Source organism: Nocardioides acrostichi (assembly GCF_015319165.1).
Classification (GTDB): Bacteria; Actinomycetota; Actinomycetes; order Propionibacteriales; family Nocardioidaceae; genus Nocardioides; species Nocardioides acrostichi.
In genome coordinates this window covers 926,128-948,845 of sequence record NZ_JADIVZ010000001.1, presented here as the reverse complement: position 1 = coordinate 948,845, position 22,718 = coordinate 926,128, and the positions used below count along the sequence as shown (strand labels likewise).

The following is a 22,718-nucleotide window of genomic DNA, read 5'->3' as shown; positions in this document are numbered from 1 at the left end:
GGCCCGCAGTCAGGATGCCCCCCAAGAGAGGAAGCCCGAAGGAGACGATGCCCTGAGAACTCGCTGAAAGTACCGGCGGCATGCAACTCCTGGTCGCGCTCGGTCGTCAGTCCCAGTGAAGGCTCCACCGGTCCCCCCGGGCCGCACGGAGGCCACTCACCCACCGTCCGGGTGAGCTGACCACGGGAATCCGGGGCACCGTTCGAGCGTTGGGACACACGTGAGGCACCGCAATGTCGGCGCCCGCGCTTTGCGAAGGAGGGACCCCCATGGCCGGTACCACCGCCACCCGTAGCACCCGCTCCACCCGCACGAGCACCACTCGAGAGATCGAGGGTCGCGACAGCGTCGGGCTCTACCTCGACGAGATCGCCCGCAACTCCCTGCTCGACGCGGCCGCGGAGGTGGAGCTCTCCAAGACCATCGAGGCGGGTCTCTACGCGCGGTCGCTGCTCGACCAGGGCCGGGTCGGCCGTGCCGGCGGTGGCGCCCCCTCCCGGGCCACGCGCGAGGAGTTGGAGTGGCTCGCCGAGGAGGGCGAGAAGGCCGTCGACACCTTCATCACCGCGAACCTGCGCCTCGTGGTCTCCATCGCCCGCAAGTACGGCCGTGCGCAGATGCCGATGCTCGACCTGATCCAGGAGGGCAACACCGGCCTGATCCGCGCGGTCGAGAAGTTCGACTACACCAAGGGCTACAAGTTCTCCACCTACGCCACCTGGTGGGTGCGCCAGGCCATCACCCGGGGCATCGCCCAGCAGGCCCGCGTCGTGCGGCTGCCCGTGCACGTCGTCGAGGAGCTCAACCAGGTCGGCGGCGCCCGCCGCACCCTGGAGCGGCAGCTGGGCCGTGACCCCGAGCCCGAGGAGATCGCGACCGAGCTCGGCATGGAGGTCGACCGCGTCCTGGACCTGCTCTCGTGGGGCCGCGAGCACGTCTCGCTCGACACCCCCGTCGACGAGGACGGCGACACCTCGCTCGGCGACCTGATGGCCCAGGAGACCTCACCCGGTCCGGACCTCACGGTGCTCGACGTCGAGTCCCGCGACCGCCTCAACGCGCTGGTCGACCGGCTCGACGCCCGGGCGGCCGACATCATCCGCAGTCGCTACGGCCTCACCGACGGTCGCCAGCACAAGCTGGCCGACATCGGCGCCAAGCACGGCATCTCCGCCGAGCGGGTGCGCCAGTTGGAGCGGGAGGCGCTGCAGAAGCTGCGTCGCTTCGCCGACCCCGATCTCGCGTCGGGCTCCGCAGCCTGACCCCTTGATCACGACCCCTTGATCACGACCCCCTGATCACGACCCGTAGGCCGCCTCGCGCAATGCCGCCGAGGCGGCCTCGGCGTTCTCGGCGACCTTCGCCGGATCGGCCGGAAGCGGGTCGTCCTGCGACGCGCTGGCCTGCCACAACTGGAGCGCGACGACGCGTGCGGCAGCGTCCTCGACGCGATCACGGCTCAGGGTGCCGTCCTCGACGGCCCGCTTCACCACCCGGTGCATGGTCGTCGTGTCAGCCGGCATGAGGAGCAGGTCGGCGCCGGCCTCGAGCGCCTTGACGCCGAGGTCGGGGATGCCGGCGACCGCACCCATGCCGAGCGAGTCGGTGATCGCGACACCCTCGAAGCCGAGGTCGTCGCGCAGGTAGTCGTAGATCTTCGGCTCCACGCTGGACGGCCCACCCGGCGCCATCGCCTCGACGTCGAGGTGCCCGACCATGACGGCCGGGGCACCGGCGTCGATGCCTCGGGCGAACGGTCGCAGGTCGCGATGCTCCAGACGCCGCATCGAGGCGTCGATGTGCGGCAGGGTGCGGTGGGAGTCGACGGTGGCCGACCCGTGCCCCGGGAAGTGCTTGATCGTCGACACCAGTCCGGCGTCGTCGTAGCCGCGCACGGCCGCGCCGACGGCCAGCGCGGCCAGCTTGGGGTCGCTGGAGGGTGAGCGGGAGCCGATGGTCACGTCGGCCGGGCCGATGGTCACGTCGGCGTCGGGGGCGAACACCCAGCTGAACCCGAAGGCGCGCAGTTCCTGCGCGGTCGCGTAGGCGGCCTGCTGCACGACCTGACGGCCCCGCCGCTCGTGTTGCCCGATGGCGAGACCGGCGTCCTCGAAGGCAGGGAAGTCGGTGGCGATGCCGCGCAGGTGCGAGACCGTGCCGCCCTCCTCGTCGATGCCGATGACGGCCGGGAAGTCGCGTCCGTCGTGGTGCGCGGCGCGGGTCACGGCTCGCGTGGTCGCCCGCACCTGGTCGGCGTCGACGACGTTGTCGTTCGTGACGCACACGCCCGCCAGGTGCAGCCGGCGCACCAGCCGTGCTGCCACGGACGGGTCGGTGCCGGCGTAGCGCCCGACGATGACCTGGCCGGCCAGCTCCCCGGCCGTCATGGCGGCGACGATCTCGTGGGCCTGCGCCAGCTCGCCCACGGTCGGGCCCCACGGCAGCGGCTCGCCGAGATCCTGGGTCGGTTCCTGGGTGGGATCTTGGGCCGGGCCCTGGGTCGTGGTGGGCGTCGACGTCGTGCTCGGGGTCACGCTCGTCGACGGGGGCCCGGACGCCGACTCGCGGGCGGTGGGGCGGGCGGGGCCGTCGCTCGCGCACCCGGCCAGCGCACCTGCCGCGACGACGGCGGCCGCTGCGAGACCCAGCCGCCTCATGCCGCAGTCAGGAGTTCGGCGTGCACCTGCTCGACACGCTCACGGAGGGCTCCGAGCGAACCGGAGTTGTCGATGACGTGGGTGGCGATCGCCAGCCGCTGCTCGCGGGTGGCCTGGGCGTTGATGCGCGACGCGGCGTCGTCGGCGCTCATGCCGCGGTCGCACAGCATTCGCTCGACCTGGAGCTCGCGAGGCACGTCGACGACCAGCACGGCGTCGAAGTCGCCCGCGCGGCCCGTCTCGGCGAGCAGCGGGATGTCGTGGACCACGAGCCCGCCCTCGGGTGCGGCCGCCTCGAGCGCGGCGTAGCGCTCGAACACCAGCGGGTGCACGATCGCCTCCAGACGCTTGCGGGCGTCGTCGTCGTTGAAGACCAGTTGACCCAGCGCCGGCCGGTCGAGGTCGCCGTCCGGTGTCAGCAACCCCTCGCCGAACTCCTCGATCACCGCGGCCAGTCCGGGGGTGCCGCGCTGCACCACCTCGCGCGCGAGCGCGTCGCCGTCGATGAGCACGGCACCGAGGTCGACGAGCATCCGCGCCACCGTGCTCTTGCCGGAGGCGATGCCCCCCGTGAGTCCCACCCGCATGCGAGGCAGGCTACAGAGGGGTCTGGACCGCCCGGGTCAGCCACGGGTCAGCCACGGGTCAGCCACGGGTCAGCCGCGGGTCAGCCGCGCGCGAGAAGCGGGATGGCGATGGCGGTCGGGAGCACGCCGAGCAGCAACCAGGGAGTGAACGGCGACACCCGGTGGATAGCGCGCCCCGCAGCCACCGCCAGCACGCTGACGGCCCCGGCCAGCACCGCCAGGCCGTAGCGCTGCGCGGCGAAGGACGGGTCGATGAACCACGCGGCGACCAACAGGCCGCCTGCGAAATGCAGGATCGTGGTGACGACCAGGACCGACACGACCCACTTCTGCACGCGCTTGATGCCCGGCGACTCCAGATTGTCGCGCGTGATGTTCGCGGGGTCCATGAGGTGTCGGGCGCGTGGGGTGTCGGGCGAGGTCGGACTCGGGTCACTCACGGGTGTCATCTTCCCAGCGCGCGTCTGCGGCACGCGGACCGGCCCGGTATATGCGTCGACTTGCATGTCATGTTATTTGTCCGTACATTCATGTCAACGCATGTACGGCATCATTCACCCGCAGGAGTCCCCATGACCACGGCCCCGGCCACCCCCGCTGACGCCGCCTCCGGCGTGCCCGACCCGCACGAGACGGCCGGTCCCCTGGGCCGGCTCGGGCTGTGGGTCACCGGGCACGGTCGCCTCGTGGCCGTCGTCTGGCTGCTGCTCGTGGTGGGCCTCGGGGCCTTCGCCCCGAAGGTCGAGGCGAACCTCTCCGGAGCCGGATGGCAGGCGCAGGGCTCGGACTCCGTGACCGCCCGGGATCTCGCCGTCGAGCACTTCGGCGGCAACGCGTCGTCCGCGATCCAAGTCGTGGTGCACGACGCCGACGGCGACGTGACGACCGGCGTGGGCGCGAGGGTGCTGCGCCAGGCTACGGCGATCCTCGAGGCCGACCCCCGGATCGGCGAGGTGATCGCCCCGCAGCCCGGCGCCACGGTCAGCCAGGACGGCCACACCGCCGTGCTGCTGGCCGGAGCCGGTGCGGACACCAACGAGATGGTGCGGGTCGCCGACGATCTCAAGGCCGAGCTCGCCGACCTCTCCACGGGCAACGTGAGCGTCGAGCCGACCGGCTCCTCCCTGCTCTGGTCGGACTTCAACGAGGCCAACCTCGACGCGATGATGAAGTCCGAGATGATCTCGTGGCCGGTGACGCTGGCGATCCTCGTGCTGGCCTTCGGGGCGCTGGTGGCAGCCGGGCTCCCGCTGCTGCTCACGCTCGCCGGCCTCGTCGCCTCCGCCGGCAGCCTGGTGCTCATCAACGAGTTCGTGCCGGTGTCGATCTGGGCGATGAACTTCGCCATGATGTTCGCCCTCGCGCTCGGCATCGACTACGCCCTCTTCCTCGTGGTGCGCTACCGCGGCGCCCGCGAAGGCCACCTGCGCACCCGTGAGCACGCCATCGCCGAGACCATGGACACCGCCGGCAAGGCCGTGCTGCTCTCGGGCCTCACCGTGCTCATCTCGCTCTCCGCGGTCATGCTCGTGCCGAGCCCCGCGTTCCGCTCGATGTCGGCCGGCATCATGCTCGCCGTCGTGTTCGTGCTCGCGGCCACGCTCACCCTGCTGCCACTGGTGCTGCACCAGCTCGACCACCGCATCAACAAGCTGGCCCTGCCCTGGGTGCGCACCGGCGAGCACCGCTCGCCGTTCTTCGCGGCGTGGGGCGAGCGGCTGTGGCGTCGTCCCGTGCTCTTCGGCACCGCCGCCGTGGTGGTGCTCGTGGCGCTGGCCGCGCCCATCGTCGGCCTGCGCACGGCGATGCCCTCGATCAAGGTGCTCCCCGAGGACGCCTCCGCCCGGGTCGGCTACGACCTGGTGCAGGACGCCTTCGGAGACGGCGCACCCGGCACCCTCCAGGTCGTGGTGCCCGCGAAGCAGGCCAAGGCCGCGAGCCGAGTGCTCTCGCAGGACGACGGCATCGCCGCGGTGCTGCCCGCCATGCCGGCGCTGGACGGCGCGAAGCTCGTCCTCGTCCAGGCCGTGCCCACGGTCGACCCCTCCGACCCCGCGCTCGGCGAGACCGTCGACCGGCTGCGTGCCAACCTGCCGTCGTCTGCCCTGGTGGGTGGCGCCGCGGTGGAGAACCTCGACCTGAAGTCACAGCTGGACGAGTCGACCCCGCTGGTGATCGGTGTCGTGCTGGCGCTGGGCTTCGTGCTGCTGCTCGTGGCGCTGCGCGCCCCGCTCATCGCGCTGCTGGGCACCGTGGTGAGCCTGCTCTCGACCGCCGCCGCGTTCGGTGTGGCCCGCCTGGTGTTCCAGGACGGCTGGGGCACCGGCTTGATGGGTTTCGAGCACCAGGGCTTCCTCGACGCGTGGGCGCCGGTGTTCTTCTTCGCCATGATCTTCGCGATCGCGATGGACTACACCGTGTTCCTGCTCGCCTCCGCCAAGGAGCACTACGAGGCCTCGGGCGACCCGCGCGAGGCGATGGTCGGCGCCATGGCGCACTCCGGTCGCGTCATCTTCGCCGCCGGCGCGGTGATGGTCGCGGTGTTCTTCACCTTCTCCCTGGCCGGCCCTCTGCCGCCGAAGGAGATGGGCATCGTGCTCGGCACCGCCGTGCTGCTCGACGCCTTCGTGGTGCGTCTCGTGCTGCTGCCGGTGCTGCTGCGCCTCACCGGCCGCGCCGCCTGGCACGTGCCCGGCTGGCTGGACCGTGTGCTGCCGAAGATCACCTTCTCCCACGGCTGACCTTCCGGCTCCCACCCCGCACGACCCCTACCGTCGGACCAACGAGAGGATCTACACCATGTGCCGAGCAGTGACCTGCACGAAGTGCGGCAAGACCACCTGGGCCGGCTGCGGCCAGCACGTCGACCAGGTGATGGCCGGCGTGCCGCAGGGTGACCGGTGCGCCGGTCACGACAACGAGCCCTCCACCGGCCTCCTGCGCAAGCTCTTCGGCCGCGGCTGATCACCCGCGAGGGGTCGCGAATCGTCCCGCGAGGGGTCGCGAATCGTCCCGCGAGGGGTCGCGAATCGTGATTGGTTCGGACACGTACGGACGTCTGGCATGAGCACGTGGACGGCGCGCCGGTGGCTGGTCGCCCTCGCGGCCGCCGCGACCTCGGTGGTCGTCGTGGCGGTGCCGACCGATCTCATCGACACCCCGTGGTTCGGCCGCGACGTGCCGCCCACGTGGTGGTCGTGGCCAGCGCTGCTGATCAGTTCGGTGTTGTTCGGGATGCTCGCGGCCACCTACGTGCGCGAGTCCCCCCGACCCGAGCCAGCTGGCGACGAGGAACCGATGGTTCGCGGCGGCTGGCTCGGCGGGCTGCTCACCTTCTTCGCCGTCGGTTGCCCGGTGTGCAACAAAGTCGTCCTGCTCGCCCTCGGCTACTCCGGCGCGCTGACCTGGTTCCAGCCCGTCCAGCCCCTGCTCGCCGTGGCCGCGCTCGGGCTCCTGGCCTGGGCGTTGCGTCGGCGCCTTCGCTATGACCAGACCTGCCCGCTGCCGACGAGGGTGGCGAGCGATGTCTGAGACCAGCAGGGGTCGCCGGCTCGCCGCTCCCCTCGTCGTCGTGACCGTGGCAGCGCCAGCCCTCGTCGTCGTCCTGCCGCAGGGAGGCGAAGAGCAGGAGCCGGCTCCCACCGCGTCGAGCCCGAGGCCGGCCGGTGTGCCGCCGTGGGTGCTGCCGCTCGCGCTGCTCGTGCTCGGTCTGGCGTGGATCGCCGCGAGACTCAGGCGCCGACGGGTTCCCGGGTCGTCTCCCAGGCGTTGAAGCCGCCGAGGATGTCGGAGACGTCGGGGTAGCCCTGACCGCGCAGGTACGACGCGGCCACGCTGGAGCGCCAGCCGCCGGCGCAGTAGACGACCACCGCGCCGTCGCGCGGGATCTCGTCGAGGCGTCGCCGCAGCTGCGCCAAGGGCAGGTGGTGGGCCCCGGGCACGCCGCCCGCTGCGAGTTCCCCGGCGTTGCGCAGATCGACCACGGTGACGGCGCGACCCTCGTCGGCGAGGGCCTGGTCGAGCTGGGACGGCGTGAGTCGGCTGGCGTGGCCGACACCGGCCGCCTCGCAGTCGGTGAGCACGTCCTCGATCTCGGGCAGGTAGCCGAGCACGCCGTCGAAGCCGATGCGCGCCAACCGCATGACGGCTTCGTTCTCGTGGCCCTCGGGGGCCACCACGACGATCTGGTCGCTGGGGTCGAGCATCATGCCGGCGGTCTCGGAGAAGCGACCGTCGAGCGGCACGCTGATGGAGCCGCGCAGGTGACCGGCGCTGAACTCCGCGGCATCGCGGGTGTCGAGCAGCAGGGCGCCGTCGGCAAGAGCCTCGAACACGGCACCGACGGCGAGCATGGGGGCCGGGGAGTCGTCGAAGGTCTCGTGCACCTGGCGGTTGAGCGTGGCGTCGTAGACGAAGTAGTCCGGAGCCGACGGCTGCCCCTCGGTGACGATCGCGACGAACTCCGCCTCGCTCATCGGCTGGCAGGCGTAGTTGGACCGGCGCTGCTCGCCGATCGTCGACTGCTTCTCGGTCGAGAGGTTCTTGCCGCAGGCCGAGCCCGCACCGTGCGCCGGGAACACCCGGACGGCGTCGTCGAGGCCCATCAGTCTGTGCTGGACGGAGTCGTAGAGCATCGAGCCGAGCTCGGCGGCGGTCACGCCGATCGAGGCGAGCAGGTCGGGGCGGCCGACGTCGCCGATGAAGAGGGCGTCGCCGGTGAGCACGCCGTAGGCGGTCTCGTCGCCGGCGTTCTCGAAGACCAGCACGCTGATCGACTCGGGGGTGTGGCCGGGCGTGTGCATGATCTCGAGCGCGACGCCCGAGCCGTGCTGACCGGGCTCGCCGAGCTCGATGCGCTCGCCGTCGGCCAGCTTGCGCACCTCGTAGTCGGCCTCGGCGCGGTCGCCGTAGCCGATCCAGGCGCCGGTGGCCTGGGCCATCTCGAGGTGTCCGGCGAGGAAGTCGGCGTGGAAGTGGGTGTTGATGACGCCCACGATCTCCAGGCCGTGCGCCGCGGCGTCGTCGAGGTACTCGGCCACGTCGCGACGGGGGTCGACGACGACCGCGCGGCCGGTGGTCTCGTCACCGATGAGGTAGGAGGCCTGGGAGAGGCAGTCGAGGTAGTGCTGGGCGAAGTACATGGTTCCTCCGAAGGTGTGCGGGGTGACGGGTCAGGCTGCGGCGCCGGTGGCGACCTTCAGCAGGGTGTAACCGGCGACCAGCACGAGCAGTCCGGCGAAGGCGAGCTGGAGCTGTGCGGTGGGGAGTCGCGACGCGAGTCGGCGGCCCATGAGGGTGGCGATCATCGCCGCGGCCGCGAACGGCGCCGTGACGGCGAGGTCGACGTGCAGGTCGGGCATCCGCGCGACCAGCGAGGCCAGCGTGTTGATGACGACGACCACGAGAGAGGTGCCCACGGCGAGCTCCATGGGCAGGCCCAGCACGAGGACGAGCGCCGGGACGACGACGAAACCACCGCCGACGCCGAGGAAGCCGGTGAGCAGACCGACGCCGAGGCCGGAGAGCAGCACGGCCACCGGACGGCGGATACGTTGCGGCGTCGTGGTCGACGGCACGGTGCGCTCCAGCAGGGTGGTGCCGGCTCGGGAGGCTCCGGCGATACCCGCGTAGTCGCCGGGTGCGTCGTCCGCCGCCTCGCTCGCGGCGGGGCGCGAGCAGGCGGCGGATCCACGACTCAGGACACCGCGAGCCATGCTGGCCGCGGCCGCGACCATGACGATCGCGAAGACGCTCATCAGCACACGGCCGTCGACGGCGCCGCTGAGGCGTGAGCCCACGAGCGCGGCCGGCACTCCGGCGAGGCCGAACACGAGCCCGGAGCGCCAGTCCACACGGCGCGCCCGCAGGTGCGACACCGCCCCGGTGGCGGCCGCCATCCCGACGATCACCAGGCTGCTCGTCGCCGCGTCGGCCGGGCTCTCCCCGATCGCGAACACCAGCAACGGCACCGTGAGGATCGCGCCGCCACCGCCGAGTCCCCCGAGCACGAGACCCACCAGGATCCCGAGCGTGAGGAGTTCGGCCGGCTGGGCGAGAGCGGCGATCGGCATCAGGCGACCTCGGGGGTCTCGCCGTCGGCGACCATCGGCAGGCCGGCCCGGGCCCAGGCCTGCATGCCGCCGGCGAGGTTGTAGACCGCGGGCCCGCCCTGGGCGGCCAGCACCTGCGCGGCTCGGCTCGAGCGGCCGCCGGAGCGGCACACCGCGAGGACCGGCCGCTGCTGAGCGGCCAGGAGTACTGGGTCCAGGGCGGACAGCGGGTGGTGCACGGCTCCGTCGATGCGGCCGGCCGCCCACTCGTGCGGCTCTCGGACGTCGACGACGAGCGCGCCGTCGCTCATCAACTGCCGGGCCTGCGCGGGGTCGAGATCGGTCACGACCTGGTGTGTCTCGCTCATCTATGCGCCCTTTCTAATGTCCGTACATCTAGTAATGTACGGACATCTTTTCGCTCACCACAAGCAGAAACCTTGAGATCCAGATCACACGGGTCTACCGTGACGTCGGACGAAATGTCCGGACTGTTCGGATGAGAAGGCAGGGTGGTCATGGCAGCGGCAATCACGATCGAGGTCGTCGAGACGGGCGACCTGGGAGATCGCAGCTACATCGCCCACGACGGCACGACCGCCGTGGTCGTCGACCCTCAGCGCGACATCGACCGCGTCGTGGCCCGCGCCGGCGAACTGAGAGTGCAGATCGCCGCCGTGGCCGAGACCCACATCCACAACGACTACGTCACGGGCGGCTTCCAGCTGGCCCAGGAGACCGGCGCCGACTACCTGGTCAACGGCGAGGATCCGGTGGCCTTCGAGCGCGTGGCGGTCCACGACGGCGACGAGCGCACCTACGGCGGCCTGCGGGTGCGAGTCGTGGCCACGCCCGGCCACACCCACACCCACCTGGCCTTCGTCGTCGACGCCGTCGCGGGCGATGAGTCCCCGGCCGTGTTCACCGGCGGCTCGCTGCTCTTCGGCAGCGTCGGCCGCACCGACCTGCTGGGCGAGGAGCACACCGACGCGCTGACCCGGGCCCAGTTCCGCACCGCCCACAAGCTGGCCGACACCCTGCCCGACGACACCGGCGTGTACCCGACGCACGGTTTCGGCAGCTTCTGCTCCTCCGGCTCGGCCTCCGGCGGCGACTCCTCGACGATCGGTGACCAGAAGCAGGTCAACGACGCCCTCACCGAGACCGACGAGGACGCCTTCGTCACCCGGCTCGTCGCCAACCTCACCGCGTACCCCGCCTACTACGCCCACATGGCTCCGCGCAACCTCGAGGGTCCGGCCCCCATCGACCTGAGTGCGCCCGAGCCGGTGGACGCCGCCGAGCTGCGCCGTCGTATCTCCGCCGGCGAGTGGGTGGTCGACCTGCGCAGCCGCACCGTCTACCCCGGCGGCCACCTCGACGGCTCCGTGGGCATCGAGCTCGGCGGGCAGTTCTCGACCTACCTGGGCTGGCTGATCCCATGGGGCACCCCGCTCACGCTGCTCGCCGAGAGCGCGGACGACGTGGCTGCGGCGCAGCGCCAGCTCGTGCGCATCGGCATCGATCGCCCTGACGGCCAGGCGGTCGGCGACATCGGCGACCTCGCCGGCAGCGACGGACTCGCCAGCTATCCGCGCGTGGACTTCAAGGAGCTCCAGCGCCACTTCGAGGGCGAGCACGAGGGGTCCGTCGTGCTCGACGTGCGTCGCGACGACGAGCGCGCGGCCGGCGGCGTCCGCGGGTCTGCCCACGTGCCGATGCACGGCCTGCTGGACCGCCTCGACGAGGTGCCCGAGGGACGGCTGTGGGTGCACTGCGCGGCCGGCTTCCGCGCCTCGATCGCCGCGAGCCTGCTCGCGCGGGCCGGGCGCGACGTCGTCCTGGTCGACGATGCCTACGACCACGCCGAGGAGCTCGGGCTCACCTCCTCCGACGCGTCCCAGCCCTAGCAACCGGTTCTGCAACACAGCCATCAATCCAGGGAGATGAGTCGGATGGCCGAGCACCACAAGGTCCTGATCGTCGGCGGCGGCACGGCGGGCATCAGCGTCGCCGCGCGGCTGCGCAAGGAGGGGGTCGGCGACATCGGTCTCATCGAGCCCTCCGACCAGCACTTCTACCAGCCGCTGTGGACCCTCGTCGGTGGCGGCTGCGCCCCGGCCAAGGAGTCGGAGCGCACCGAGGCGTCGGTGATGCCGCAGGGCGTCGTCTGGATCAAGGCGGCGGCCGCCGGCGTCGACCCGGAGAACAAGTCGGTCAGCCTCGAGGACGGCCGCACGGTCGACTACGACTACCTCGTCATGTGCCCGGGCATCCAGCTCGACTGGGACAAGACCCCCGGCCTGCCCGAGGCGATGAGGACGCCCGGCGTCACGAGCAACTACGACTACTCCTCCGCCCCGCAGACGTGGGAGAACATCAAGAGGACGACCTCGGGCACCGCGGTCTTCATGATGCCGGCCAACCCGATCAAGTGCGCCGGTGCGCCCCAGAAGATCGCCTACCTGGCCGCGGACTACTGGCGTCAGCAGGGCGTACTCGACCAGATCCGCGTGGTGCTGTCGCTGCCCACGCCGGGCATGTTCGGCGTACCGGTCTTCGCCCAGGAACTGGAGAAGGTCGTCGCGCACTACGGCATCGAGGTGATGAAGAGCTCGGAGGTCGTCGAGATCGACGGCGAGAGCAAGCAGGCGGTCATCTCCCACAACGCCGACGGCGGCTCGAAGGAGTCGATCGACTTCGACATGCTGCACGCGGTGCCGCGCCAGTCGGCTCCGGACTGGGTCAAGGCCACGCCCCTGGCCGACCCCGACAACGCAGGAGGCTACGTGCAGGTCGACAAGCACACCCTCCAACACACCCGCTACCCCGACGTGTTCGCCCTCGGCGACGCCGGCTCGACCCCGAACTCGAAGACCGGTGCGGCGATCCGCAAGCAGGCTCCGGTGCTGGTGCAGAACCTCGTCGACGTGATGGCCGGTCGCACGCCGAGCGCCTCCTACGACGGCTACGCCTCGTGTCCGCTGACCACCGCCCGCAACAAGATGCTGCTCGCCGAGTTCGACTACGAGTTCAACGTGACCCCGTCGTTCCCGATCATCGACACGACCAAGGAGCGCAGGGACATGTGGTACCTCAAGCGCTACGGGCTACCGTTCATGTACTGGAACCTGATGCTCAAGGGCAGGGCCTGAAGGCCTCTCGAGATCTGATCCGGCATCCGGGAACACCCACCAACCAGGAGAAGTTGACCACGTCATGACCGCCACAGACGTCTGCTCCAAGATCGACCCCGCCGAGCTCGCCACGCTGCTCGACAGTGCCGACCGGCCGCTGCTGCTCGACGTGCGCACGCCCGCCGAGTTCGAGGCAGCCCACCTCGAGGGTGCCGTCAACGTGCCGGTCTCCCTGGTGTCGGCGAACGCGGCCACGATCGCGCCCCGGCTCAAGCCGGGCACGGTCGTGCTGTGCCAGTCCGGCCCCCGCGCCGAGCAGGGCGCCGCAGCGCTCGCGAGCGCAGGTGCTCCCGGCGTCCGGGTGCTGCGTGGCGGCGTCGGCGCCTGGGACGGCGAGGGCCGGCCGGTGCGCCGGGGCAAGCAGGTCTGGGCGATGGAGCGCCAGGTGCGCATGACGGCCGGTTCGATCGTGCTCCTCGGCATCCTGGCCAGCCTGAAGGCGCCGCGCGCCAAGTTCCTGGCCGGCGGCATCGGCGCCGGACTCACGTTCTCGGCGGCCAGCAACACCTGCGCCATGGCCCAGGTGCTCTCGAAGATGCCGTGGAACCGCGGCTCCGAGGAGCCCACCCTCGACTCCGCCCTGGCCCAGCTGTCTGCCTGAGCCTCGCGGTCAGACGACGGCGAGCGGCAGCGACCGGCCGACCAGGCTGCGCCGCACGTGGGGCAGGGACGACGCCACGCGCGCCAGCTCGCGGGCCGAGGCGGCGTCGGGGTCGGCCACGACGACCGGCACCCCGGCGTCCCCTGCTGCCCGCAGGGAGAGGTCGAGCGGCACCTGCCCCAGCAGCGGCACGCCCAGCTGCTCGCCGAGCTGCGCTCCCCCGCCCTCGCCGAACAGGGCGGTGTGCTCGCCGCAGGAGCCGCACGCCAGCGCGCTCATGTTCTCGATGACCCCGGCGATCGGCATGCGGGCATCGAGTGCCATCCGACCCACACGTGCGGCGACCGTGCGGGCGGCCGGCTGCGGCGTGGTGACCGTGATCAACTGCGCGTCGGGCAGCAGCTCGAGCAGGGTGAGCGTCACGTCACCGGTGCCGGGCGGCAGGTCGACGAGCAGCACGTCGAGCTCGCCCCAGTGCACGTCGGTGAGGAACTGCTCGATGGCCTTGTGCAGCATCGGGCCGCGCCAGATCACGGGCTCCTCGTCGTCGACGAGGAAGCCGACGCTCATCAGCGACACCCCGTGCGCCTGGGGCGGCAGCATCAGGCCCTTGAGCGCCACCGGCGCCTGCCGCACACCGAACAGCTGCGGCACGGAGTAGCCCCACACGTCGGCGTCGAGCACACCGACGCGCTGGCCCTGCGCGGCCAGCGAGGCGGCGAGGTTGGCGGTGATCGAGCTCTTGCCCACGCCACCCTTGCCGCTGGCGACCGCGTAGATGCGGGTGCCGGAGTCGGGTCCGAACGGGTGCTGCCGGCCACGGTTGCCGCGCAGTCGCTGGGCCAGGGCCATCCGCTCGGAGTCGGTCATCGCGGCGTAGCCCACCTCGACACCGCGCACGCCGTCGATGGCCGCGGCGGCGGCCGTGACGTCGTCGGCCAACTGCTGCTTCATCGGGCAGGTGGGGGTGGTGAGCCGCAGGGTGACGTGCACGGTGCCGCGGCGGTCGACCTCGACCGCCGCGACCATGCCCGCCTCGGCGAGGCCGATCTTCAGCTCGGGGTCGTGCACCGCACCGACCGCGGCCTCGACGCCGGCGGCGTCGACGGCCGCGTCGGAGGCGGAGGAGAACAGCCTCACCGCGGCACCTCCGCCAGGTAGGCCGAGCGCTTGGGCGTGACGTGCCGCATGAGGAACTCCGGACGCCGCAGCCCGCCCGGGCCGGGCCCGGGGCGAGTCATCTCGAGCCAGCGACGATAGGCCTCGCGCGACTTCGCGACGTCGACCTGCACATCGCCGTACTCATCGCCTGGCTGCGCGGGCGTGACCTGCACCAACTGATGCCAGCAGTGCATGCCGGAGACCGGGTCGGGCTGCACCGGGAAGGCCAGGTTCTGGTGCACGCCGGGGTCGTCCCAGGTGATGCGCGAGGAGTCGGGGTCGGAGCTCTCGAAGGGTCTGATGCCGTCGGTGTAGCGCAGGTTCCACACGCTGCCCTCGTGGCCGAGCTCCACCGTGCCCATCACCCAGCGCGAGCCGGGGTGACCTGCCTGCATCCAGCGGCCCATGTGGTGGCTGAGCCCCACGACGCCCGGCCGGATCGCCTCGGTGGCCCAGGCCCGCGCCACGAAGTGGCCGATCTCGGTCGTGACCCGCACGAGATCGCCGGTGGCGATGCCCAGCCCGCGGGCGTCGTCGACGTTGGTCCACAGCGGGTGGGTGTTGGAGATCTCGTTCAGGTACTTCGCGTTGCCCGAGCGGGTGTGGATCAGCGTGGGCAGCCGGAAGTTCGGCATCAGCACGAACTCGCTGTTGCCGCGGTCGATGCGCCGCGCCGACACGTGTGACTCGAAGTAGGCGGGCACCGCGTGCTCCTCCCACCCCCAGTCGGCCAGGGTCTCGGAGAACAGCTCCAGCCGTCGGGACGGCGAGAGCCAGCCCTGCGTCACGGTGCCGTCGCGGTGCTGCACGCCCACCGAGTCGGCCTCGCCCACCAGTGGCGGTGCGACGTCGAGCCCGACGTCCGGCTTGCGTACGACGCCCTGGTCGTCGACGTGGGTGCCGGCGAGCTCGTCGGCACCGAGCACCCGCTCGTGCAGGGCGAACTGGTCCTTCGCGACCTCGAACACGCCGAACTTGCGCATGTACTCCAGCGGCGTGAGGCCCCGCTCGGCGGCGGCTTCGGGCAGCCCTGGCACGGACTCGGCGAAGAGGATCTCGTAGTACTCGTCCATCGTCATCTTCTGCCCCGGGTGCTCGCGGGACTCGAAGAAGCGTCGGATGCCGAGTGAGCCGTCGGGATCGATCTGCCACGACAGCTCGTACCAGAACTCGTTCTCCTCCCACACCTCGCCGGGGTTGGCGTCGCGGGAGTCCTGGAACGCGATGCCCTGCTGCGCCATCGCGACCCGGCGTACGGGCTGGCGGAAGGCCAGCCACTTGCCGGCGTGGGTCTCCATCGACACCGTGTCGTGCCGCTCGCCGGCGTGACCCATCGGCAGCACGTAGTCGGCGAACGTGGCCGACTCACTCCACGTGGGCGTGAGCGCCACGTGCAGGCCGACCTTGGACTCGTCGGTCAGCGCCTCGATCCACGAGAACCCGTCGGGGTTGACCCAGATCGGGTTGTAGACGCGGCTGAAGTAGACCTCGAGCCTGCCGCGCCCGTCCTTCAAGAAGTGCGGCAGCAGGATCGACATCTCGTTGGTGCACAGCGGGTACTCGGTAGGCCACAGCATCTCCGACCAGACGTCGTTCGCCTCCGGCTTGTCGGGGAAGTGCGCGATGAACTTGTCCCAGCCGTTGGGGTGCGTGCCGCCCTCGGTGCCGACCGCGCCGGTGAGCACGTTGAGGAAGAACAGCGCCCGGGCGATCTGCCAGCCGCCGAGGTTGCCCGCGGTGGCCGAGCGCCAGGTGTGGGTGGCCAGTCGGGTGCCGGCCTGCCCGACGAGCTTGGTCAGCTCGTGCACCTGCTCGACCGGGATCCTCGCCAGCTCCGCGGCGCGCTCCGGCGTCCACTCGGCGTAGTCGGCCTCGAGGTGCTCGAGGAAGGTCTCGAAGACCACGGGGGTGCCGGGGTGCTTGCGCTCCAGGTAGACGTCCCAGTTGACCCAGCGTTCGACGAACGCCCGGTCGATGCGGCGCTCGCGGATCAGCGTGGCCGCCACGGCGAGGAAGATCGCGGCCTCGCTGCCCGGCCAGGGTGAGATCCACAGATCGGCGTGGCTGGCGGTGTTCGACAGCCGCGGATCGAGGACGACGACCTTGGCGCCGCGCTGCTTGGCCTCCATGATGCGCTGGGCGTGCGGGTTGAAGTAGTGCCCGGTCTCCAGGTGCGCGGAGAGCAGCACGATGGTCTGGGCGTTCGCGTAGTCCGGCGAGGGCCGGTCGAAGCCCATCCAGTGCGTGTAGCCGGTGCGGCCCGAGGAGGAGCACACGTTGGTGTGACTGTTGTGCCCGTCGACGCCCCACGCGGCCAGCACCCGCTCGGCGAAGCCGTCCTCGCCCGGGCGGCCGACGTGGTACATGACCTCGTCGCGTCGGTCCTCGACGATCGCGGACCGGATGCGGGCCGCGATGTCGGCGATGGCGTCGTCCCAGCTGACGGCCTCGAACTGGCCCGAGCCGCGCGGGCCGACCCGCTTCATGGGGTGCAGGATGCGCTCGGGGTCGTTCGCCTGGTTGATCGTGGCCGGGCCTTTGGCGCAGTTGCGCCCGCGCGAGCCGGGGTGCACGGGGTTGCCCTCGAACTTCTTGACCGAGAGGTCGTCGTGGTCGACGTAGGCCAGCAGGCCGCAGGAGGACTCGCAGTTGAAGCACGTGGTCGGGATGAGCGAGTAGGTGTGCGCCACCTTGCGTGGGTGCGCCTTCGCGTCGTGCTCGACGTGGTGGTCCCAGGTGTCGGGGTGCGGGTAGCTGCGCAGGTGCTCGTGTGTGCGGACGCCAGGGCCCGGCACGGGCGAGCCCGCGGTCTCGCGGCGGTTCTGGTCTGTGCTCATCGGGTGCTCCTCGACTCTTAGGACAGCGCCGGATCCTGGCCGGCGCGCACGAAGCAGGACTCGTAGACGAGCAGGGCGGGTTGCACGATCAGGCCGGCCACCGCCAGCAGCGGCAGCGACCCGAGGCCCCAGCCGAGTCCGGCCACGACGAGGGCGACGCCGGTCGGGAGCACCGCGCCGCCCCAGAAGTGGCCGGCGTAACGGCCGTGGGTGATCTGGTGCGCGGCGACGGCCGCCTGACGGCTGGAGTGCCGGCCGCCGTACTCGCCGGCGAGCATCAGTAGGTGCAGCGCTGTGCCGAGCGTGAGGAACGCCCCGGCGAGGGCGATCGCCGACGACGAGAGGTCACCCGCCAGCGCGATCAGCGCCATCGCGCCGCCACCGACCATCACGGCCTGGGCCAGCAGGTGCCAGAACAGCAGCGGCGACTGCCAGAGGTCGCGTCCCTCGGCCTGGCCGAAGAGGAACGCGGTGTAGCCGGCCATCATCGCCGCGGCCGGCAGGCCGAGCCACGCGAGCACCGTCTGCGCCGCGCCCAGGTCGGCCAGTGAGGCGATCAGCCACAGCACCGAGCCGCCCGTGAACCCGGCCAGCGCGAGTCCGCCGAGCACGAGCCAGGAACTCCAGTGCGGCTTGGTGAAGAGGTAGTAGAACCGGTCGGGCCGTTTGAGATCCCAGACGAGCAGGGCCCCGGTGCTCGCACCGCCGAGGATGCCGAGCACCGGCGCGACGACGTCACCGAGACCGCCGAGGTCGACGCCGAGCAGGTGGGCGAGCAGGGCCAACGCGAGCGCCCCGGCCCCGACGCCCTTGGTCCACAGATAGGTGGTGACCCGCCACCCCCACGGCCGCGGGTGCGCGGTGTTGAGGGTGGTGCGGGCGTGCGTGGTGGGATCGGGCTGCACGTCGCCCTGCGTGGCGAGACGCTGCGCGTCGGGCTTGGCCCAGATGTAGGTGTCGTCGACCGGGGCGGCCAACGGGTCGAGCACGGCCCGGTCGGCCCCCAGGTAGAAGACGTTCGGCCCCGTGTTCTGCTCCGGGCTGCGCACCTGGGTCTGCTCGGTGGCGATCAGCTTGGCGATGCCCGAGGTGGGGTCGTCGAGGTCGCCGACCCAGATCGAGTGCGTCGGGCACACCACCACGCAGGCCGGCTCGAGGTCGTCGTCGACCCGGTGCGCGCAGAGGTTGCACTTGGCCGCGGTGTGGGTGTTCTCGTCGATGTAGATCGCGTCGTAGGGGCACGCCTGCATGCACGACTTGCAGCCGATGCAGCGCTCGTTGTCGAAGTCGACGATGCCGTCGTCGCGCTTGTACAACGCCTGGGTCGGGCAGATCTTCACGCACGGGGCGTCGGTGCAGTGGTTGCACCGCATGACGCCGAAGGAGCGCGTGGTGTCCGGGAACGTGCCGGAGTCGACGTACTTCACCCACGTGCGGAACTGCCCGACCGGCACCTCGTGCTCGGTCTTGCAGGCGACCGTGCAGGCGTGGCAGCCGATGCAGGTGCGTTGGTCGATGGCGAAGCCGTACCTCATGGGCGACTCCCCCTTCAGTGGCTCGGCGGTGTGCGCTCGATCACACTACGTTAGGCTAGCCGCATACACCACCGTCACACGCTGAATATTTGTCCGGACAGGAGATCGATGTGACCGACCCGACTGCGTCGCTGGGCCGCGAGCTCGACGCGCTCTACGCCGGCGTGTGCAAGGCGATCGCCGACCCCAAGCGGTTGCACATCATCGCCGCGCTCCGTGAGGGTGAGCTGAGCGTCGGCGACCTCTGCGACGTCCTCGACATCAGCCAGTCCAACACCAGCCAGCACCTCGCCGTGCTGCGCGAACGCGGTGTCGTCATCCGGCGCCGCGAGGGCACGTCGGTCTACTACTCGCTCAGCAGCACCAAGGTGCTCGCCGCCCTCGACCTGCTGCGCGAGTTCGCGGCCGAGCAACGCGCCACCGCTGCCGTCGAGCCCACGACCCCCAGCCGCCGGCTCGACGGCGTCTTCCTCGGCTGACCTGCCGGGGCGTGCTCAGCCGTTGGCGACCAACTGGTAGCCGGTACGCCCGGAGAACTCCGCGCTCACCGCGAACCGGTCACCGCGCACCAGCGTGTGCCGCCACTCCACGGGCCGCTCCCCCGCGAATCCGCTGCGCTCGATCGCGAACGCCGCGACGCCGTCGGGCATCTCGAGCAGGCTGCGCTCGGCAGGGGTCGGGATGACGGCGCGGATGTGCTCGCTGCCACCGGTCAGCCGGACGCCGCAGCGCGCGGCGAGCTCCTGGTAGAGCGCGGTGGTGGAGAAGTCGGCATCGAGCAGCGGCCGCGCGAGCTCGGCCGGCAACCACACCCGGTCGACCGCCAGCGGACGATCGCTGGCCATGCGCAGCCGCTCCAGATAGAGCAGCGGCGAGGACTCCTCCAGACCGAGCCGCCCCGCCACGACCCCGTCGGCGCGCAGGTCGAGGGTGCGCACCACGCTGTGCTGCTGCTGGCCGGCCGCGGTGACCGAGGAGAACAGGCTGTAGAGCGTGCCCAGCGGCTGGTCGATCTCGGCGGGCTCGCTCAGTCGGGAGGTGCGGCCCCGCTCCCCCCGGACGACGCCCGCGCTGCGCAGGCGGCGCAGTGCCTCGCGTACGGTGTGCCGGCTCACCTGGTACTCCTCGACCAGGGCCAGCTCACCCGGGAACGCGTCGGTGAACGCACCCGCCTCGACTCGCCGCAGCAGGTCGTCGTGCACCTGCTGCCACAACGGAGCGCCGGCGCCGCGCGCGACGGTGCGCGCGGCGTGGGTGGCGGCGCTGCGAGGACTCACGCCGTCACCCTATGCCAGCTCCCGCCGGTGCTCAGGGCAGACGGCACCAGGTCGCGTCCTGCGTGCCGAGACGTCCGTGGTAGGCGCGATACATCGGCTTGTCGAAGGCCGTCGAGTGCACGGCGAAGAGGGTGGTGCCGGTGCCCTTGCCCTCCTCCTGCACCGGGATCTGCACCGCGCGCAGCCGCAGCGTGAGGTGCCGCTGGTCGGTTCCGGCGAAGCACCCCGAGGCTCGGCTGCGACCCAGCGCGTCGGACTTCGTGACCTTGTCGCCCACCTGGTGTCCGGGGTAGTGGAACGCGGCCGTCGTGACCGCCCCGATGTGGTTCTCCCACGGAGCGGTGAAGTCGAGGCTCATGCCGGCCGTGTGCTCGACCGGCACCGAGAAGTGGGCCTCGCCGTCGACGACGTCGCGCACCCGGCTCTGCCAGACGTCCTGCTCTCCTTCGATGGCCTGCACCAGGTGCACGGTGCAGCCGTCGCAGTGCGCGATCTTCACGGTCACCTTGGTGCGGGTGGGCTGGTCGTCGGCGTGAGCGGGTGCCGCCGCGGCGGCACCCAGACCCCCGGCCAGGGCGGCGGTGGTGACCAGGCCGGCCAGGATGCGTCGAGTGGGGAGTCGCGTGGACATGTCTTCCTCCGAGGTGGTGCGCCGGCCCGGTGCCGGCTCTCGGAGGGGAGACGTCGCGCCCGACCCGGAAAGTTGCCGCCAGCAACCCCAGAGTTCACCTCAGTGATCGGGCACGTGCGCACGAAGCTCGGCCAGCCAGGCCGCCGGCGAGGCGTCCGAGGGCATGCGCCAGTCGCCGCGCGGCGACATCGTGCCGCCCGCACTGACCTTCGGGCCGTTCGGCAACGCCGAGCGCTTGAACTGGCTGGCGAAGAACCGGGTGATGAACACCTCGAGCCAGTGCCTGATCGTCGGCAGGTCGTAGTCCACCCGCTTGTCGTCGGGCACGCCCGGCGGCCAGGTGCCGGCGCTCGCGTCGCGCCACGCGTGCCAGGCCAGGAACGCGACCTTGCTGGGCCGGGCGCCGTGCCGCAGCACCTGGTGCAGCGTGAAGTCCTGCAGCGCATAGGGGCCGACCTTGCTCTCGGTCGACTGGGCGGTGCCGTGCTCGTCGGCCGGCACCAGCTCGGGCGTGATCTCCTGGGCGAGGATCTCGTGCAGCAGCGTCCCGGTGGGCTCGTCGACCTCGCCGGAGTCCGCCACCCAGCCGATGAGGTGTTGGATGAGCGTCTTCGGCACGCCGGCGTTGACGTTGTAGTGACTCATCTGGTCGCCCACGCCGTAGGTGCACCACCCCAGTGCCAGCTCGGAGAGGTCGCCGGTGCCGACGACGAGGCCACCGTGATGGTTGGCGAGCCGGAAGAGGTAGTCGTAGCGGAGCCCGGCCTGCACGTTCTCGAACGTGACGTCGTACGCCGGCTCGCCGTCGCCGAAGGGATGGTCGAGATCGCGCAGCATCTGCTCGGCCGCAGGCCGGATGTCGAGCTCGGCGAAGGTCACGCCCAGGCTCTCGGCGAGCTGGGTGGCGAGCTTCTTGGAGGTGTCGCCGGTGGCGAACCCCGGCATCGTGTAGGCCAGCACGTCGCTGCGGGGGCGGCCCATGCGGTCCATCGCCCGGGCGGCCACGATGAGCGCGTGGGTGGAGTCGAGTCCCCCGCTCACCCCGATCACGGCCTTCGGCTGCCAGGCATCGCCACCGACCGCGAGCAGTCGCTGCTCGAGGCCGTAGACCTGGATGTTGTAGGCCTCGTAGCAGTCCAGGGCGAGCCGCTGCGGGTCGTCGGGCACGAACGGGAACCGGTCGAGCGGACGCCGCAGCCCGAGGTCGCCGGTCAGGCTCTCGGCACGACCCAGCCGCACCTCGATGCGACGGAGAGCCGAGACGCGGGTGTCGTGGCTGCGGCGGTTGTCGTCGAAGGTGCCCTGGCGCAGCCGCTCCTGGCGCAGCCGGTCGAGGTCGACGTCGGCGATCGTGCGCACGGCGTCCGGCTCGAAGCGTGGCCCCTCGGCCAGCAGCGCGCCGCACTCGTAGACCAGGGTCTGCCCGTCCCACGAGAGGTCGGTCGAGGACTCCCCCGCCCCCGCCGCGGCGTAGACGTAGGCCGCGAGGCACCGGGCGCTGGCCGAGCGCACCAGGAGGCGACGGTCCTCGGCGCGGGCGACGGTGATGGGGCTGCCGGAGAGGTTGGCGAGCACGGTGGCGCCGGCCAGCGCGGCCTCGGCACTGGGCGGCACCGGGACCCACATGTCCTCGCAGACCTCGACGTGCAGCACCAGCCCCGGCACGTCGACGACGTCGAAGAGGAGGTCGGGACCGCACGGCACGTCGCGGCCGGCCACCGAGATGGTGCCGCGGCGGTCGTCGCCGGGGGCGAAGTGGCGCCGCTCGTAGAACTCCCGGTAGGTGGGCAGGTACGACTTCGGCGCCACGCCCAGGATCTCGCCGCCCTGGATGACCACGGCGCAGTTGAGCACCCGGTTGCCGGCCACCAGCGGCGCACCCACGACGAGCACCGGGGTGAGGTCGGCGCTGCCCGCGACGACGCTGGTCAGAGCCTCCTGGGTGGCCTCGAGGAGCGTGCTCTGGAGGAGCAGGTCCTCGATGGCGTAGCCGGTCAGGCACAGCTCCGGGAAGACCGCCACGGCCACCCCGTCGTCGTGGGCCAGCCGCGCCTGCTCCAGCACGGTGGCGGCGTTGGTCGCGGGATCCGCGATCGCCACCGGCGCCGAGCACGCCGCGACCCGGGCGAACCCCTGGTCGTAGGCGTTGTAGAAGTCCACGTGCCTACTGTGTCAGACGCCGGTG

Annotated in this window: 20 protein-coding genes; 8 read left to right on the top strand and 12 right to left on the bottom strand. The window is 71.5% G+C overall.

Annotation, left to right across the window (positions count from 1 at the left end; all coding sequences use genetic code 11):
- Positions 1-269 precede the first annotated feature (269 nt).
- Positions 270-1,262, top strand: a complete 993-nt coding sequence (locus tag ISG29_RS04485) for a sigma-70 family RNA polymerase sigma factor (RefSeq protein ID WP_194502101.1) — start codon at positions 270-272, stop codon at positions 1,260-1,262.
- Positions 1,263-1,298: 36 nt separating this feature from the next.
- Here the strand turns inward: ISG29_RS04485 and ISG29_RS04480 are convergent, their stop codons facing one another.
- The 3 genes from ISG29_RS04480 to ISG29_RS04470 form a co-directional block, all read right to left on the bottom strand.
- On the bottom strand, positions 1,299-2,657 hold the full coding sequence (locus ISG29_RS04480; RefSeq protein ID WP_194502100.1) for a glycoside hydrolase family 3 N-terminal domain-containing protein: 1,359 nt from the start codon (positions 2,655-2,657) through the stop codon (positions 1,299-1,301).
- A complete protein-coding gene (gene coaE / locus ISG29_RS04475; RefSeq protein ID WP_194502099.1) occupies positions 2,654-3,244 on the bottom strand; it encodes a dephospho-CoA kinase in 591 nt (196 codons plus the stop codon). The genes ISG29_RS04480 and coaE overlap by 4 nt, the downstream gene beginning before the upstream one ends.
- Positions 3,245-3,324: 80 nt before the next feature.
- A complete protein-coding gene (locus ISG29_RS04470; protein WP_194502098.1) occupies positions 3,325-3,684 on the bottom strand; it encodes a hypothetical protein in 360 nt (119 codons plus the stop codon).
- 132 nt (positions 3,685-3,816) lie between these two features.
- Between ISG29_RS04470 and ISG29_RS04465 the strand changes: the two genes are divergently transcribed.
- The 3 genes from ISG29_RS04465 (at position 3,817) to ISG29_RS04455 (ending at position 6,775) form a co-directional block, all read left to right on the top strand.
- A complete protein-coding gene (locus ISG29_RS04465) occupies positions 3,817-5,985 on the top strand; it encodes an MMPL family transporter (RefSeq protein WP_194502097.1) in 2,169 nt (722 codons plus the stop codon).
- A 58-nt stretch (positions 5,986-6,043) separates the two neighbouring features.
- Positions 6,044-6,208 carry a hypothetical protein gene (locus ISG29_RS04460; protein WP_194502096.1) on the top strand — a complete coding sequence of 55 codons (165 nt, stop codon included), beginning with the start codon at positions 6,044-6,046 and terminating at the stop codon, positions 6,206-6,208.
- A gap of 99 nt (positions 6,209-6,307) precedes the next feature.
- Positions 6,308-6,775 carry a hypothetical protein gene (locus tag ISG29_RS04455; protein ID WP_194502095.1) on the top strand — a complete coding sequence of 156 codons (468 nt, stop codon included), beginning with the start codon at positions 6,308-6,310 and terminating at the stop codon, positions 6,773-6,775.
- Positions 6,776-6,975: 200 nt separating this feature from the next.
- Here the strand turns inward: ISG29_RS04455 and ISG29_RS04450 are convergent, their stop codons facing one another.
- From ISG29_RS04450 to ISG29_RS04440, 3 genes are read right to left on the bottom strand one after another with little or no spacing between them, the layout of a single operon-like run.
- Complete coding sequence (locus tag ISG29_RS04450; RefSeq protein ID WP_194502094.1) at positions 6,976-8,385, bottom strand: MBL fold metallo-hydrolase; 1,410 nt, start codon at positions 8,383-8,385, stop codon at positions 6,976-6,978.
- A gap of 30 nt (positions 8,386-8,415) precedes the next feature.
- Complete coding sequence (locus tag ISG29_RS04445) at positions 8,416-9,315, bottom strand: sulfite exporter TauE/SafE family protein (RefSeq protein WP_194502093.1); 900 nt, start codon at positions 9,313-9,315, stop codon at positions 8,416-8,418.
- Positions 9,315-9,662 (bottom strand): rhodanese-like domain-containing protein, encoded by a 348-nt coding sequence (locus tag ISG29_RS04440; protein WP_194502092.1) that lies wholly within the window; start codon positions 9,660-9,662, stop codon positions 9,315-9,317. The genes ISG29_RS04445 and ISG29_RS04440 overlap by 1 nt, the downstream gene beginning before the upstream one ends.
- A 150-nt stretch (positions 9,663-9,812) precedes the next feature.
- Here ISG29_RS04440 and ISG29_RS04435 point away from each other — a divergent pair, with 150 nt between their 5' ends.
- From ISG29_RS04435 to ISG29_RS04425, 3 genes are all read left to right on the top strand, one after another.
- Positions 9,813-11,204 (top strand): MBL fold metallo-hydrolase, encoded by a 1,392-nt coding sequence (locus ISG29_RS04435; protein WP_194502091.1) that lies wholly within the window; start codon positions 9,813-9,815, stop codon positions 11,202-11,204.
- 45 nt (positions 11,205-11,249) lie between these two features.
- Positions 11,250-12,449: an NAD(P)/FAD-dependent oxidoreductase gene (locus ISG29_RS04430; protein ID WP_207792660.1), complete on the top strand. Its 1,200-nt coding sequence runs from the start codon at positions 11,250-11,252 to the stop codon at positions 12,447-12,449.
- A gap of 64 nt (positions 12,450-12,513) precedes the next feature.
- Positions 12,514-13,092 (top strand): rhodanese-like domain-containing protein, encoded by a 579-nt coding sequence (locus tag ISG29_RS04425; RefSeq protein ID WP_194502089.1) that lies wholly within the window; start codon positions 12,514-12,516, stop codon positions 13,090-13,092.
- A gap of 9 nt (positions 13,093-13,101) precedes the next feature.
- Here ISG29_RS04425 and ISG29_RS04420 read toward each other — a convergent pair whose 3' ends face one another.
- From ISG29_RS04420 to ISG29_RS04410, 3 genes are read right to left on the bottom strand one after another with little or no spacing between them, the layout of a single operon-like run.
- A complete protein-coding gene (locus tag ISG29_RS04420; RefSeq protein ID WP_194502088.1) occupies positions 13,102-14,232 on the bottom strand; it encodes an Mrp/NBP35 family ATP-binding protein in 1,131 nt (376 codons plus the stop codon).
- Positions 14,229-17,090 carry a molybdopterin-dependent oxidoreductase gene (locus tag ISG29_RS04415; protein ID WP_194502087.1) on the bottom strand — a complete coding sequence of 954 codons (2,862 nt, stop codon included), beginning with the start codon at positions 17,088-17,090 and terminating at the stop codon, positions 14,229-14,231. Before ISG29_RS04415 ends, ISG29_RS04420 begins: the two co-directional genes overlap by 4 nt.
- 17 nt (positions 17,091-17,107) lie before the next feature.
- Entirely contained in the window at positions 17,108-18,625 is a 1,518-nt protein-coding gene (locus ISG29_RS04410; RefSeq protein ID WP_194502086.1) for a 4Fe-4S dicluster domain-containing protein, read from the bottom strand.
- Between the two features lie 110 nt (positions 18,626-18,735).
- On the opposite strand from ISG29_RS04410, the gene ISG29_RS04405 reads away from it, so the two are divergent.
- Positions 18,736-19,104, top strand: coding sequence for an ArsR/SmtB family transcription factor (locus ISG29_RS04405; protein WP_194502085.1), 369 nt, complete (start codon positions 18,736-18,738; stop codon positions 19,102-19,104).
- A gap of 15 nt (positions 19,105-19,119) precedes the next feature.
- On the opposite strand, the gene ISG29_RS04400 is transcribed toward ISG29_RS04405, so the two are convergent.
- From ISG29_RS04400 to ISG29_RS04390, 3 genes are all read right to left on the bottom strand, one after another.
- A complete protein-coding gene (locus ISG29_RS04400; RefSeq protein ID WP_328827925.1) occupies positions 19,120-19,902 on the bottom strand; it encodes a GntR family transcriptional regulator in 783 nt (260 codons plus the stop codon).
- A 31-nt stretch (positions 19,903-19,933) separates the two neighbouring features.
- Positions 19,934-20,533 (bottom strand): hypothetical protein, encoded by a 600-nt coding sequence (locus ISG29_RS04395; protein WP_194502084.1) that lies wholly within the window; start codon positions 20,531-20,533, stop codon positions 19,934-19,936.
- Between the two features lie 99 nt (positions 20,534-20,632).
- The gene (locus ISG29_RS04390; protein WP_194502083.1) at positions 20,633-22,693 is read right to left on the bottom strand and encodes an NAD(+) synthase; all 2,061 of its coding nucleotides are present in this window, start codon (positions 22,691-22,693) and stop codon (positions 20,633-20,635) included.
- Positions 22,694-22,718 lie beyond the last annotated feature (25 nt).

What these genes read in the sequence shown, in the direction of transcription:
- ISG29_RS04425 (WP_194502089.1), top strand. Translation starts at nt 12,514, where the DNA reads ATGACCGCCACAGACGTCTGCTCCAAGATCGACCCCGCCGAGCTCGCC.
- ISG29_RS04450 (WP_194502094.1), bottom strand. Translation starts at nt 8,385, where the DNA reads ATGTACTTCGCCCAGCACTACCTCGACTGCCTCTCCCAGGCCTCCTAC.
- ISG29_RS04395 (WP_194502084.1), bottom strand. Translation starts at nt 20,533, where the DNA reads ATGTCCACGCGACTCCCCACTCGACGCATCCTGGCCGGCCTGGTCACC.
- ISG29_RS04460 (WP_194502096.1), top strand. Translation starts at nt 6,044, where the DNA reads ATGTGCCGAGCAGTGACCTGCACGAAGTGCGGCAAGACCACCTGGGCC.
- coaE (WP_194502099.1), bottom strand. Translation starts at nt 3,244, where the DNA reads ATGCGGGTGGGACTCACGGGGGGCATCGCCTCCGGCAAGAGCACGGTG.
- ISG29_RS04455 (WP_194502095.1), top strand. Translation starts at nt 6,308, where the DNA reads ATGAGCACGTGGACGGCGCGCCGGTGGCTGGTCGCCCTCGCGGCCGCC.
- ISG29_RS04440 (WP_194502092.1), bottom strand. Translation starts at nt 9,662, where the DNA reads ATGAGCGAGACACACCAGGTCGTGACCGATCTCGACCCCGCGCAGGCC.
- ISG29_RS04465 (WP_194502097.1), top strand. Translation starts at nt 3,817, where the DNA reads ATGACCACGGCCCCGGCCACCCCCGCTGACGCCGCCTCCGGCGTGCCC.
- ISG29_RS04445 (WP_194502093.1), bottom strand. Translation starts at nt 9,315, where the DNA reads ATGCCGATCGCCGCTCTCGCCCAGCCGGCCGAACTCCTCACGCTCGGG.
- ISG29_RS04485 (WP_194502101.1), top strand. Translation starts at nt 270, where the DNA reads ATGGCCGGTACCACCGCCACCCGTAGCACCCGCTCCACCCGCACGAGC.
- ISG29_RS04415 (WP_194502087.1), bottom strand. Translation starts at nt 17,090, where the DNA reads ATGAGCACAGACCAGAACCGCCGCGAGACCGCGGGCTCGCCCGTGCCG.
- ISG29_RS04480 (WP_194502100.1), bottom strand. Translation starts at nt 2,657, where the DNA reads ATGAGGCGGCTGGGTCTCGCAGCGGCCGCCGTCGTCGCGGCAGGTGCG.
- ISG29_RS04430 (WP_207792660.1), top strand. Translation starts at nt 11,250, where the DNA reads ATGGCCGAGCACCACAAGGTCCTGATCGTCGGCGGCGGCACGGCGGGC.
- ISG29_RS04435 (WP_194502091.1), top strand. Translation starts at nt 9,813, where the DNA reads ATGGCAGCGGCAATCACGATCGAGGTCGTCGAGACGGGCGACCTGGGA.
- ISG29_RS04410 (WP_194502086.1), bottom strand. Translation starts at nt 18,625, where the DNA reads ATGAGGTACGGCTTCGCCATCGACCAACGCACCTGCATCGGCTGCCAC.